This window comes from Bacillus sp. JZ39, from assembly GCF_053903145.1.
Window position 1 is genome coordinate 2,751,158 of the sequence record NZ_CP096389.1, and the last position, 13,413, is coordinate 2,764,570.

10 protein-coding genes are annotated in these 13,413 nt (G+C 44.3%); 1 reads left to right on the plus strand and 9 read right to left on the minus strand.

From position 1 onward, the window contains the following. Positions 1-20: 20 nt before the first annotated feature. The 7 genes from polA to M1D65_RS14195 form a co-directional block, all read right to left on the minus strand. On the minus strand, positions 21-2,663 hold the full coding sequence (gene polA, locus M1D65_RS14165; RefSeq protein ID WP_456270599.1) for a DNA polymerase I: 2,643 nt from the start codon (positions 2,661-2,663) through the stop codon (positions 21-23). Positions 2,664-2,906: 243 nt separating this feature from the next. After that, entirely contained in the window at positions 2,907-4,646 is a 1,740-nt protein-coding gene (gene phoR, locus M1D65_RS14170; RefSeq protein WP_097080599.1) for a sensory box histidine kinase PhoR, read from the minus strand. Next, positions 4,639-5,361: a two-component system response regulator PhoP gene (phoP, locus tag M1D65_RS14175; RefSeq protein ID WP_014477634.1), complete on the minus strand. Its 723-nt coding sequence runs from the start codon at positions 5,359-5,361 to the stop codon at positions 4,639-4,641. Before phoP ends, phoR begins: the two co-directional genes overlap by 8 nt. 211 nt (positions 5,362-5,572) lie before the next feature. Then, positions 5,573-6,511, minus strand: a complete 939-nt coding sequence (gene mdh, locus M1D65_RS14180; RefSeq protein ID WP_003237775.1) for a malate dehydrogenase — start codon at positions 6,509-6,511, stop codon at positions 5,573-5,575. Positions 6,512-6,554: 43 nt separating this feature from the next. After that, a complete protein-coding gene (gene icd, locus M1D65_RS14185) occupies positions 6,555-7,826 on the minus strand; it encodes an NADP-dependent isocitrate dehydrogenase (RefSeq protein WP_014477637.1) in 1,272 nt (423 codons plus the stop codon). Between the two features lie 164 nt (positions 7,827-7,990). Beyond that, the gene (gene citZ / locus M1D65_RS14190; RefSeq protein WP_004398810.1) at positions 7,991-9,109 is read right to left on the minus strand and encodes a citrate synthase; all 1,119 of its coding nucleotides are present in this window, start codon (positions 9,107-9,109) and stop codon (positions 7,991-7,993) included. A 334-nt stretch (positions 9,110-9,443) separates the two neighbouring features. Further along, complete coding sequence (locus tag M1D65_RS14195; RefSeq protein ID WP_004398695.1) at positions 9,444-9,908, minus strand: DUF441 domain-containing protein; 465 nt, start codon at positions 9,906-9,908, stop codon at positions 9,444-9,446. A 95-nt stretch (positions 9,909-10,003) separates the two neighbouring features. Between M1D65_RS14195 and ytvI the strand changes: the two genes are divergently transcribed. After that, positions 10,004-11,119 carry a sporulation integral membrane protein YtvI gene (ytvI, locus tag M1D65_RS14200; protein WP_004399115.1) on the plus strand — a complete coding sequence of 372 codons (1,116 nt, stop codon included), beginning with the start codon at positions 10,004-10,006 and terminating at the stop codon, positions 11,117-11,119. A 33-nt stretch (positions 11,120-11,152) separates the two neighbouring features. On the opposite strand, the gene M1D65_RS14205 is transcribed toward ytvI, so the two are convergent. Continuing rightward, positions 11,153-11,536: an FxsA family protein gene (locus tag M1D65_RS14205; RefSeq protein ID WP_014477640.1), complete on the minus strand. Its 384-nt coding sequence runs from the start codon at positions 11,534-11,536 to the stop codon at positions 11,153-11,155. A gap of 92 nt (positions 11,537-11,628) precedes the next feature. Then, positions 11,629-13,386 (minus strand): pyruvate kinase, encoded by a 1,758-nt coding sequence (gene pyk, locus M1D65_RS14210; protein ID WP_021480298.1) that lies wholly within the window; start codon positions 13,384-13,386, stop codon positions 11,629-11,631. Positions 13,387-13,413 lie beyond the last annotated feature (27 nt).

Below are 13,413 nucleotides of genomic sequence, written 5' to 3' on the forward strand. Positions count from 1 at the left end.
CCATCACTTCCTATCTCTGTTTATTTCGCATCGTACCAAGATGGGCCTGATGCAAAGTCCACCTTTAACGGCACATCTAATGCAAGCGCATGCTCCATCACTTCAGGAACAAGCTTTTCAAGAATTTCAATTTCTTCCTTTGGCGCCTCAAAAATCAATTCATCGTGTACTTGAAGCAGAAGCCTTGCTTTCAACTGTTTTTCTTTCAGCTTGGCAGCCATGTCAATCATGGCTTTTTTGATAATATCAGCGGCGCTTCCTTGAATCGGCGTATTCATGGCCGTCCGCTCCGCAAAACCTCGGATATTAAAGTTCCGGCTCGTCAGCTCAGGGATGTAGCGGCGGCGATGCATAAGCGTTGTTACGTATCCTTTTTGCTTCGCTTCCTGTACTGAATCTTCCATGTATGCTTTTACGCCTTGGAAGCTTTCCAGATAGCGGTCGATAAATGCTCCCGCTTCCTTCCGGGTAATGCCGAGGTTCTGTGACAGACCGTAATCGCTGATCCCGTATACAATGCCAAAGTTGACCGCTTTCGCCTGGCGTCTCATCGCAGATGTCACTTCATCCTTAGCGACATGGAACACATCCATTGCCGTTTTCGTGTGAATATCCATATCATTTGTAAAAGCTTCGATCAGATTATCATCCTTTGAAATATGGGCAAGCACCCGCAGCTCGATTTGTGAATAATCGGCTGCAAAAATGAGCCAGTCTTTTTCAGACGGCACAAAAGCTTGGCGAATTTTCCGCCCTTCCTCAAGCCTGATCGGAATGTTTTGCAGGTTCGGATCAGTCGAGCTGAGACGGCCAGTTTGCGTTAAGGCCTGGTTAAATCGCGTGTGCACTTTATGCGAATCCGGTCTCGTCACCTTTAAAAGCCCTTCGATATATGTTGATTGAAGCTTGCCAATTTGTCTGTACTGTAAAATATAGTCGACAATATCATGCTTGTCAGCCAGCTTTTCAAGCACATCGGCAGACGTAGAATAGCCTGTTTTCGTTTTCTTTACGACAGGAAGGCCGATCTTTTCAAATAAGATGACGCCTAGCTGTTTCGGAGAATTGATGTTAAACGGCTCTCCCGCAATCTCATGGATTTTTTCTTCATATTCCTTCAGCTTCGTACCCAGTTCTTCACCCATCCGTTTTAAACGGTCAACATCGACTTTGACGCCAGTTGATTCCATTTCGCCGAGAATAAGCGCAAGAGGCATTTCCAGCTCTTCAAACAGTTCAAGCTGGTCGTTGTTTTCCAGCTCCTGAACGAGCTTTTCCCGAAGGCTTTGAATCGCTAACGCTTTGCGGCCAAGGTGCTCAGACAGTACGTCTTCTGACGGCACTGCTCGTTTTGCTCCTTTTCCATAAACTGATTCATCACTTGAAACGATATGCAGGCCGTAATCCTTAGCCACACTCGCAACGTCGTCATATGAATTGCCCGGGTTGATGATATAAGCCGCAAGGAGCGTATCAAACTCGGCTCCTTTCAGCTCAATGCCCTGCCAGCGCAAAGCGACAACGGCCCGCTTGCTGTCGAAGACCCATTTCTTCTGCTCGTCATTTTCCACCCATTCTTTAAACACCTCAGACTCAACGGCAATGTCTTTCGGAATGAAATAAGCTCCCGTTTCATTTACGATCGAAAATCCGAGGATCGGCTCTTCATGATAATTATCGCCAATCTGTTCAACGACAAATGCGGATGGAGAAACCAATATATCGCTTGTCACGTCTGTGACTGTTTTGACATTAATGTCTTCCAACGATTGATCCTGTTCTGCTTCTGCACTGTCTTCTCCAAGCCGTTCAAGAAGCGTGTTGAAGCCAAGATCTTTAAAGATGGCAATGACCTGTTCACGATTAAAGCCTTGATATTCCAGGCCGGAAACAGATACCTCAATCGGAGCATCCGTCATAATTGTCGCAAGCTCCTTGCTCATCAATGCCTGATCCTTAAACTCCTCAAGCTTTTCCTTCAATTTCTTTCCGCTCACCTCGTCAATGGACTCCAGCAGCTTTTCAACGGAATCAAATTGTTTTAAAAGCTTAATCGCAGTCTTTTCTCCGACGCCGGGCACACCCGGAATATTATCTGAGGAATCGCCCATCAGACCCTTCATGTCAATGATTTGTTCAGGCGTAAGCCCATATTTCTCTTTGACATGCTCCGGTGTGTAAAATTCAACATCGGTAATTCCCTTTCTCGTAATGGCAACTGTCGTTTTGTCCGTTGCCAGCTGGGTTAAATCCTTATCTCCTGAGAAAACCTTAACTTCAAATCCGTCTTTTTCAGCCGATTTGGCCAGTGTGCCGATAATATCATCCGCTTCATATTGTTCCAGTTCATAGCGGCTGATCTGGTAGGCATCCAGCAGCTCGCGGATAAACGGCATTTGTTCGGAAAGCTCAGGCGGGGTTTTCTGTCTGCCGCCTTTATATTCTTTAAATGTGCCGTGACGAAATGTTGTTTTCCCGGCATCAAACGCAACCAGCATGTGCGTCGGTTTTTCATCCTCAAGCATTTTCATCAAAATCATCGCAAAGCCGTATACAGCATTCGTATGAACACCTTTATCATTGCTTAACAGCGGCAATGCAAAAAACGCCCGGTAAGCCAGACTGTTTCCGTCTACAAGCACTAATTTTTTTCGTTCCGTCATTCAATTTCCTCCTAAGAAGCCTCAGGCTTCCATTCATCTCTTACATAGTCATTAGCTCCTCTTATTTTAACAAAGTTCAATTTGAAAGGAAAATACGTGAACTATAAGAGAAGACACAAAAAAGGACGGGAACACAAATAGGTTCCCGCCGTCAAAATTGGCTCCTTGGATGAAGGGGTTCTACTACATCCTACCAGCATAGGTTTAACAGTGCATGAAGATATTGTTAAACCTTTGTAAACATTAGGCGGACTTTTCAGCGGCCCGTTTCAGCGTCACGGTAAAGACAGTTCCCCGTCCAAGCTCGCTTGTGACATCAATTTTCCCTTCATGAGCCTCTATTAAATGCTTGACAATCGCAAGGCCCAGCCCTGTTCCGCCCGAATTCCTGCTTCTGTCTTTATCTACGCGGTAAAAGCGTTCAAAGATTCGCGGAATTTCTTCTTTCTGAATTCCGATTCCAGAATCGGCAACCTCAATCTGAATGTCTTTTTCTCTGGGTTTTACATTGATAGCCACGGAGCCCCCCTCAGGCGTGTAGGTTAACGCATTGTTTACGAGATTAAGAAATACCTGTTTCAGCCTGTACGGGTCACCAGATACATATTGAGGGTCTTTCGGGACATTCAGGTGCAAGGAGATGCCTTTCTCATCCGCTTTATGCTTCAGAAGCGTTTCTATCTCACCAAGCATTTTGGCCGGTTCAAACGTTTCGATACTGAGCGTGAAATTTTGCTGCTCGATTTTTGAGAGATCAAGCAAATCCTGAACCAAAGACTGAAGCCTTTCGCTTTCCTTAAGAATAATAGAGAGAAATTCAGAAAGCGCCTCTTTGTCCTCCATCGCCCCATCCAATAACGTCTCCGTAAACCCTTTTATGGACGTAATCGGTGTTTTCAGCTCATGAGAAACATTGGCCACAAAATCCTTCCTCATCTGCTCTAATTTCTTTGTTTCCGTCATGTCATGGAAAACGAGCACAATTCCTTTCCATTCATCGTCCGGCCCCATAATCGGAACGCCGTCCACTTCAAAATAACGCCGTTCTATTTTGATCGGAAGTCTTAACAGCTTGCATTTCTTTGTCTCCGTCATAAAAATGTCTTCGACAAGCTGGATCACTTCTTCATGTTCAAATGCATCGTGATAAAGACGGCGCAGCATATGATTCGGATTGATATGAAACTGCTTGGCGTAAGATCTGTTTACGAGATTAATAAAGCCTCTTCCGTCGATCATAATCAGCCCGGAGCCAATGTTTTCAATGACTGTCAGCAGCCGATCCCGCTGCATTTCCTGCGTTCGCGTCATTTCCATCAGATCAATGGCAAGGCTGTTCATCGCATGTCCTAGCTTATCAGAACGCCTAATATAGCCGCCGTACGTCCGTGCATCGTAGTTGCCCTTAGAGAGTTCTGTGGCTACATTTGTCGCTGACTCAATTGACCTTTTATAACGTGAGGTCATGCTGGAATAAAAATAAACAATGACGATAAATGCGGTACAAAGACTGGCCGTCAGCATCCCCCACAATTCGCCTTTTAAGCCGTCGCTTTTTTCAGAGGCGGAAAGCAGCACATATCCTGTTTTTTCACCTTCGCTTCTAAGTGAAAGTCCGTAATAAAGCTTGTTATCTGTTGTTGACAGAATCCCCTCATGGCCAGAAACAAGCGCCTGCACCTTTTGGGAATCAGCCGCTCTCCCGTTTGACCCATACAGCACCTTGCCGTCTGTATCAATAACGGATGCGCTCACATCAAGCGCGCCGCCTGCATCTTTAATGATTTTCTCATTTGCTTGATTATTCAGATTGCCGGCATCAAGAAGCGAAGCCAAGTATTTTGCTTCTTTTTCAATGTGTTCCTCTGCTTTCCTTTGATCAGATGTTTCAAAAAGCTGCTGTAAAAACAGCCCGAGAACACAAAACACCAGAATCATACAGACAACGAATACAGAAAAAAGGCGCACACGGTATTTATTCATTCATTTTTGGCTCCTCCAGTTTATACCCCAATCCCCTAATCGTTTTAATGTAGATCGGTTTTTTGGTATTGTTTTCAATTTTGTCGCGAAGATGGCTGATGTGCACATCAACAATTCTCGTATCTCCGGCAAAATCATAATTCCAGACTGCGCTCAGCAGCAGGTCTCTTGTCAGAACTCTGCCTTTATGTCTGCCTAAATAGAGCAGCAGTTCGAATTCTTTCGGTGTCAATTCAAGCTGACTTTCTTTAAAGTACGCTTCATAATGATCAGGCAGGATTTTCAGATCGCCGATTACGATCTGGCCTTCCATTTCATCGTTCTTCATCTCACTAGAGGGCGCAGCCATTTCCGAACGCCTTAAAATCGCTTTGACTCTCGCATTTACTTCCCTTGGACTGAACGGCTTGGTCATATAATCATCAGCACCGAGCTCAAGCCCTAATACTTTGTCGAATTCCTCATCCTTCGCTGTCAGCATTAAAATGGGAAACATCAGTTTTTGCTGTCTCAGCTGCTTGCATACTTCGATTCCGTCCAATTTTGGAAGCATCACATCAAGCACAATCAAATCAGGCTTCTCTGTTTCCGCTTTTTTGAGTGCTTCTTCCCCATCCGAGGCGGTAATGACATCATAGCCTGACCGTTCCAAATTGTACTGTAAAAGAGTAACAATAGATTCTTCATCATCCACAACTAAAATTTTCTTGTTCATGCTGTGCCTCCAGTATTATAATTCCCCGACATCCTATTTCTCTATTTTATGTCATCTTAACATGTTTCATGATTTTATTTTAGCGAAAGCAGGACATTCCGACAATTCGCCTTTTACATCATTTTTAAAAGAAATAAAGATGTATATGATAGCGCTTTCATTTATAGTAAAAAGAGAAAGGCTGTATTAAGCAAGCCTTTCTCTCTTTTTATTAGGATAATACTTTCATGACATTTTTGACAGATTCAACTGATTTATTCAGCTGCGCTCTTTCATAGTCTGTCAGTTCAAGTTCAATGATTTGCTCAAGACCGTTGCCGCCTACAATTGTAGGAACACCAAGGTAGATGCCTTCATAGCCGTATTCCCCTTCAAGATAAGCAATTGTAGGAAGAACGCGGCGCTGATCTTTCAAGATCGCTTCGACCATTTCAGTCAGAGAAGCCGCAGGCGCATAATACGCGCTTCCGTTTCCAAGAAGATTCACGATTTCGCCTCCGCCTTTTCTAGTGCGCTCCACAATTGCGTCAATCCGTTCTTTCGGAATAAGAGTTTCAAGCGGGATACCGCCAGCATAAGAATAACGCACAAGCGGCACCATATCGTCACCGTGTCCGCCGAGTACGAAACCAGTCACATCTTTCACTGACAGGTTTAATTCCTCTGCCACAAATGTTCTGAATCTTGCCGTATCAAGCACACCGGACTGGCCGATTACCCGCTCTTTAGGGAAGCCTGATTCTTTGTACACCGCGTATGTCATTGCATCAACAGGATTTGTCAGCACCACAATAATAGAGTCAGGAGAATATTTCACGATTTCCCGGGTAACGCTTCTCATAATCTTTTCGTTTGTAGAGACCAGATCATCTCTGCTCATACCAGGTTTTCTTGCGATACCGGCTGTAATGACAACAATGTCAGAGCCAGCTGTATCCTCGTAATTGGATGTTCCCGTAATTTTTGCGTCAAAGCCTTGAACCGGGCTTGCTTCAAGCATATCAAGCGCTTTTCCCTTTGTCGGGTTCTCCAATTGCGGAATGTCAACAAGAACAACGTCTGCCAGCTCTTTTTGAGCGATTAAAAATGCAGTTGTAGCTCCGGTAAAACCTGCTCCGATAACAGAAACTTTTTTACGAGTATTTCCCATGTCTCTCTTCTCCTTTATGGCTAGTTTTAGGCTTTTTCCTTGCTTAGTCCATGTTTTTGATCAGTTCTTCTCCGAACTCTGAACATTTCACTTCAGTCGCCCCGTCCATTAATCTAGCAAAATCGTAAGTTACGACTTTGGAAGCGATTGTTTTTTCCATAGATTTGATAACCAAATCAGCCGCTTCGTTCCATCCTAAATGCTCAAGAAGCAGAACGCCTGAAAGAATAACTGAAGATGGGTTTACTTTATCAAGGCCTGCATATTTAGGAGCCGTTCCGTGCGTCGCCTCGAAAATCGCATGTCCTGTTTCGTAGTTGATGTTCGCTCCAGGAGCAATGCCGATTCCGCCGACTTGCGCAGCAAGAGCATCAGAAATGTAATCTCCGTTCAAGTTCATTGTCGCAACGACATCAAACTCGTTTGGACGCGTTAAGATCTGCTGAAGGAAAATGTCAGCAATGCTGTCTTTGATAATGATTTTTCCTGCTGCTTCCGCTTCGCTTTGCGCTTTGTTGGCAGCGTCTTTTCCTTCTTCTTCAGCAATGCGGTCATATTGAGCCCATGTGAAGACTTTATCTCCGTATTCTTTTTCAGCAAGTTCATAGCCCCAGTTTTTGAACGCGCCTTCTGTGAACTTCATGATGTTTCCTTTGTGAACAAGCGTTACAGATTTGCGGCCATGCTCGATCGCATAATCAATGGCAGCTCTGACCAAGCGGCTTGTTCCTTCTTCTGAAACAGGCTTAATGCCGATACCTGATGTCTCAGGGAAACGGATTTTATTGACGTTTAACTCATTTTGAAGGAAGCTGATAAGCTTTTGCACTTCTTCAGAGCCTTTTGCATACTCGATGCCTGCGTAAATATCTTCTGTATTTTCACGGAAGATGACCATATCAGTATCTTCAGGGCGTTTTACCGGTGACGGCACTCCAGTAAAGTATCTTACAGGTCTTAAGCAGACGAATAGGTCAAGCTCTTGTCTGAGCGCTACGTTCAAAGAACGGATACCGCCGCCGACAGGTGTCGTTAACGGGCCTTTAATCGCGATGAAATATTCGCGGATCACATCTAATGTTTCAGCAGGGAGCCACTCACCTGTTTTATTATAAGCCTTTTCTCCGGCGTAAACTTCTTTCCATGTAATTTTCTTTTCGCCTTTGTATGCTTTTTCTACTGCTGCTTCCAAAACCTTCGAAGCCGCGTTCCAAATATCAGGACCGGTTCCGTCTCCTTCGATAAATGGGATAATCGGGTTGTTTGGTACGTTTAATACTCCATTAGAGACTGTAATTTTTTCACCTTGTGCCACAATAAAAACCTCCCAGTATGTAATTCATATTTAGAAAACATTTTATTTTTCTTATATAGAAAATAAAATGATTTTTCCTAACATTCAATTTAAAGTGTAACCCAATTTTGATGTTCTGAACAAGAGGCTAACCTCATTGACGCAAGCCAGCCTCCAATGGTTCTTTAGGCTCTTTCTTCAATCGGAACGAATTTTTGTTTGTCAGGGCCTGTGTAATCTGCCCGCGGGCGGATCAGACGGTTGTTGTCATACTGCTCAAGAATATGAGCGAGCCAGCCGGACATTCTGCTTACAGCAAAAATCGGTGTAAACAAATCATGGTCAATACCGAGGCTGTGATATACAGAAGCCGAATAGAAATCAACGTTAGGCGGAAGCTTTTTCTCTGATGTGACGATGTCTTCTATACGAATCGACATCTCATACCATTTGCTTTCGCCTGTCAGGTTGGTCAGGCGCTTGCTCATTTCTTTCAGATGCTTCGCGCGCGGATCACCATGCTTATACACACGGTGGCCGAATCCCATGATTTTTTCTTTCTTTTCAAGTTTAGCGCGGATGTACGGCTCAGCGTTTTCCACTTCACCGATTTCTGTCAGCATTTTCATAACGCCTTCATTCGCTCCGCCGTGAAGAGGCCCTTTCAGCGCGCCGATTGCTGCAGTAATGCCTGAATAGATGTCAGAAAGTGTTGCGACGCAGACCCTCGCTGTGAACGTTGACGCGTTCAACTCATGGTCAGCATGTAAAATCAATGCTTTGTTGAAGGCTTCAACTTCAATTGGTGAAGGCTCTTCACCGTTTAATGTGTAAAGAAAATTCTCCGCAATACCGTAATCTTCTCTCGGTTCAACAGGCTCAAGACCCTTGCGAATTCTGGAAAACGCTGCAACCAGGCCAGGCACCTTTGCCTGAAGGCGGATCGCCTTTCTGTAGTTGGCTTCCGGGTTCATGGTATCAGCCTCGCTGTCAAGCAGGCCTAGTAATGAAATTGCTGTCCGAAGAGCAGCCATGGGATGAACATTTTCGAGGGAATAAGATTTGAAGTGCTCAATAATTTCTTGCGGAACGGCAGCTTCCTTTGCAAGCTGCTGCTTTAACTCTTCAAGCTCTTTTTTGTTTGGCAGCCTTAGATGCCAAAGCAAGTAGATGATTTCTTCAAAACTTGCATTCTCTGTCAAATCATCGATATCATACCCCACATATGTAAGGGTATCATCAATAATAGAACTAACAGATGATGTTGTTGCTACAACCCCTTCAAGACCGCGTGTCGCTGTCATATATAACATCTCCTTTTCAATAAATTTCCCCTTTAAGAGTGTTGTAAAAACATGAGGCTTACTTAAAAAGCACGATGCAAGTATTTCTCTCCCCCAAAAAGAAAATGCTTACATTTTACTGGCTGCTGGAACTAAAACCCTTTGCTTATGAAAGAACATAACAAATTCTTATAAGCTTATTTAAGTTTAAGCCTATTCTCATTATAAACAATAATCAGACATTTGTTAAATGTTTACCTATAATTTTTTTTTTCATTCTGTGATTTCCCCGAAAAAACGCCTTTATTTGCGGGTTTTTGCATAAAAAAAAGCGGCTTTCAGGCCGCTTTTTTTTTTATGAAGTGAACAGTTTTACGATCTGCATGGCTAAATAAGCAATCCCCGCTCCGATCAGCGGCCCCACCGCAACTCCTCCAAAAAGCGCGACTGCAAGAATGGTCCCGATCACGAGAGCAGTTGTAATATGCGGATCATTTTCAAGCAGGGTCAGGCCGTTTTTTGCAATCAGCGCCACTGCGATCCCCGCTCCAAGGGCGATCCATGCGTAGGAAGACCGCATTGCTTCTCCAAGCTGCTTAAATCCGATTTCTCCCGTGGCAATCGGGACAAGAACGGCGATGGTAATAATGGTCACACCCCAGTTAATGCCTTTTGACTGGATGGTCGGAAATAATTTCTGATCAAGCCCAACGATTTTGATGATCAAAAGGACGGATACAGCAAAGAGCAATGATTGGTTTTTTGCGATAAGTGCGATAGCCAAGAGTAAAATTAAAAATAAATTCGCTTGTGTAAACACATGCCATCCCTCCTTTAAGAGAATGTATTCATATTCAGCCGCAGCGTGAATACATATAAAAAATAGGACATGCTGACGAGAGGAGGACCGTTTTCGTGAATCAATCTTATATCACTATTTTTTTCAGAACCCTCTTTGTCATATCAATGACCGCAGGGTCGATAGCTGCGGCCTATTATTCGTTTCCGTTAACTTATCCGTTCCTGATCGCCCTTATTCTTTCTTCAGTGATTCATCCTGTTGTCGATTATTTGGACAAAGTGACAGGATTCCCCCGAACGATAAATGTTCTGGGCGTTCTTGCTTTTTTTCTGCTCGCAGCCTTCGGCGTCCTCACCATTCTGGTAGCCGAAATCGTAACGGGAACAGCCTATCTAGCAAAAACGCTGCCTCCGCATATCAGCACGTTTATTTCATATTGCGAAAAATTGTTTACAACTCATATTCAGCCGCTCTATAACGAGTTAACTCTTTTGTTTCAAGAATTGGAAACGAACCAGCAGGCTTCCATCGTCACTCATATCCAGACACTCGGTGATTCTGCCGCTAAAAATGCCGGGCTCCTGCTGTCCCACATTCTAGAGATGATCCCGAGATTTTTCGCTCTTCTTCCCAATACGGCGGCGGTTCTGATTTTTTCTCTTCTGGCAACCTTTTTTATGACAAAGGATTGGCACAAGCTGAAAGCCATGCTTGTTTTAATTCTGCCGGATCGTGTGACAGCTAACAGCAAAGCAATCAGCAGCGAATTAAAAAAAGCAATGACTGGTTTTATCAAAGCACAAGCCGTCCTCGTTTTCATCACGATGGTGATTGTATTTATCGGCCTTTCTCTCTTAAAGGTTGAACACGCCGCAACAATTGCTTTTTTAATCGGGCTTGTAGATCTTCTCCCTTACTTAGGTGCCGGCTCCGTATTTGTGCCCTGGATTTTGTATTTATCGATTACGGGCCAGCTGCCCCAAGCGATCGGAATTGGTATCCTGTACCTCGTCGTTCTTATTCAGCGGCAGCTGACAGAGCCCAAGATACTAAGTAAATCTATCGGGATCGATCCGCTGGCAACGCTCATCGCCCTGTTTGCCGGCTTTAAATTATTCGGGTTTTTAGGACTGATTGCGGGACCGGCTGTACTCGTCATCATCCAAGCTTTCATCACAACAGGCGCATTAAAAGAAATATGGTCCTATATCACCGTTCAGCAAAAATAAAACGGCAGCCGTTTTTTTCATGGCTGCCGTTTTTTATTTGATGATGATCCGCTTATTCTTCGACATTCCTCTCAGCCATTTGAACAGAATCGGCTTACACCAGCCGCGGGTAAACGGGATAAGAAGACAGGCGCCGGCCAAATCTGATAAAAAGCCCGGAAGCATCAGCAATAGACCGCCAATGAAAATGCTCAGACCGTCAGCAATCGCTTCCCCCGGCATTTTGCCATATTGAAGATCACGCTGAACCTTATAATACACTTCGGTTCCTTGTTTTTTTGCAGCTGCTGCGCCGATAATGCCAGTCAGAATCATGAATAGAACTGTCGGTAAAATGCCAATCAGCTTGCCTAAAAATAGGAATATGCCGATTTCTATTGCCGGAAACACAATAAAAAGCAAAAACAAAAATCTCATATCCAAGCCCCCCACACGTGTAACACGTTCTGTTCAACAAAAGGCATGATAAAGAGAAAAGGAAGGGATTCCCCTTCCATTTTCACCTGTAATTAAAGAACGCTCGCACGGCCTTGATAGACTGCGCCTCTGGAAGCGTCAACTGTAATATCCTGGCCATCTGTCAAAATAGATGTCGCATTTTCCAGACCCACGATAACCGGGATGCCAAGGCTTAATCCGACTACCGCCGCATGGCTAGTCAAACCGCCTTCTTCTGTAATAAGAGCAGACGCTTTTTCAAGGGATGCAATCATATCACGGTCAGTGCTTTTGGTAACAAGTACCGCACCGTCAGTCATTTTTTGCTCAGCTTCTTTTGCATTTTGTGCAACAACAACCGGACCGTAAGCTGATTTGCGTCCAATGCCTTGGCCTTTAGCGACGATATCGCCGACAGTATGAACCTTCATTAAGTTCGTAGTGCCGGACTCACCGACAGTGCCTGCTGTAATAACGATAAGATCGCCGTGTTTTACAATTCCGCTGTTCAATGATTTTTGGACAGCATCCTCAAGCATCTCATCTGTTGAGCTCGCATTTTGGCCGCTTTCCGCGAATACACCAGATACGAGGGCAAGCTTTCTGGAAATAGAGTCATTTACAGTAACCGCAACAATCGGAGCCTGCGGACGGTATTTTGCAATCATACGTGCTGTATGGCCGCTTTCTGTCGGCGTTACGATCGCAGCAGCATTCAGGTTAATCGCCGTATGTGCGACAGATTGTCCAATTGCGTCTGTAATTGTCATGCCCACTTGATCTCTGCGTTTTGAGAGAATTTCTTTATAATTTAAAGCTTCTTCAGAACGGGACGCGATGTTATGCATTGTTTGAACTGCTTCAACCGGATAACTTCCGGCAGCAGTTTCACCAGAAAGCATGATCGCATCTGTTCCGTCGAAGATCGCGTTTGCAACGTCACTTGCTTCCGCACGAGTCGGACGCGGGTTGCGCTGCATGCTGTCAAGCATTTGTGTTGCTGTAATAACAGGTTTGCCCAGCGCGTTGCATTTTTTGATCAGTTCTTTTTGCACAAGCGGCACTTCTTCAGCTGGAATTTCCACACCTAAGTCTCCGCGTGCAACCATTAAGCCGTCAGACACTTCGAGAATCGCATCGATGTTGTCGACGCCCTCTTGGTTTTCGATTTTAGGGATGATTTGAATATCCTGAGCGTTGTGCTCTTCAAGAAGCTCACGGATTTCGAGCACATCCGTGGAACGTCGAATGAAAGATGGTGCGATGAAGTCTACTCCTTGCTCAATACCGAAAACGATGTCTCGCGCATCCTTTTCAGTAATACCCGGAAGATTGACACTTACGCCCGGTACGTTAACACCTTTTTTATTTTTGAGTGTTCCGTTGTTTAATACTTTTGTTTTGATTTCGCGTTTAGCGGCATCTACATCAAGTACCTCAAGACCGATAAGGCCGTCATCTAACAGAATCGTTGAACCTTGTTCAACGTCATGGACTAAACCTTCATATGTCACTGAAATTTTATCTGTTGTTCCTACAACCTCGTCCATTGAAATAATGAGCTCTTTGCCTGTTTCAAGCTCAATACCGCCGTTTTCCATTGTATGTGTGCGGATTTCAGGACCTTTTGTATCAAGCAGAATTCCAACGTTTTTGCCAAGTTTTTTACTTGCTTCGCGGATATTTTTAATTCTTGCACCGTGTTCCTCAAAATCTCCGTGAGAAAAGTTTAATCGAGCCACGTTCATTCCTGACTCCATTAATTTCGTAAGCATTTCAATACTTTCACTTGCCGGACCGATGGTACAAACAATTTTAGTTTTTCTCATTTGGTTCACTTCCTTCTGAAATCTTCA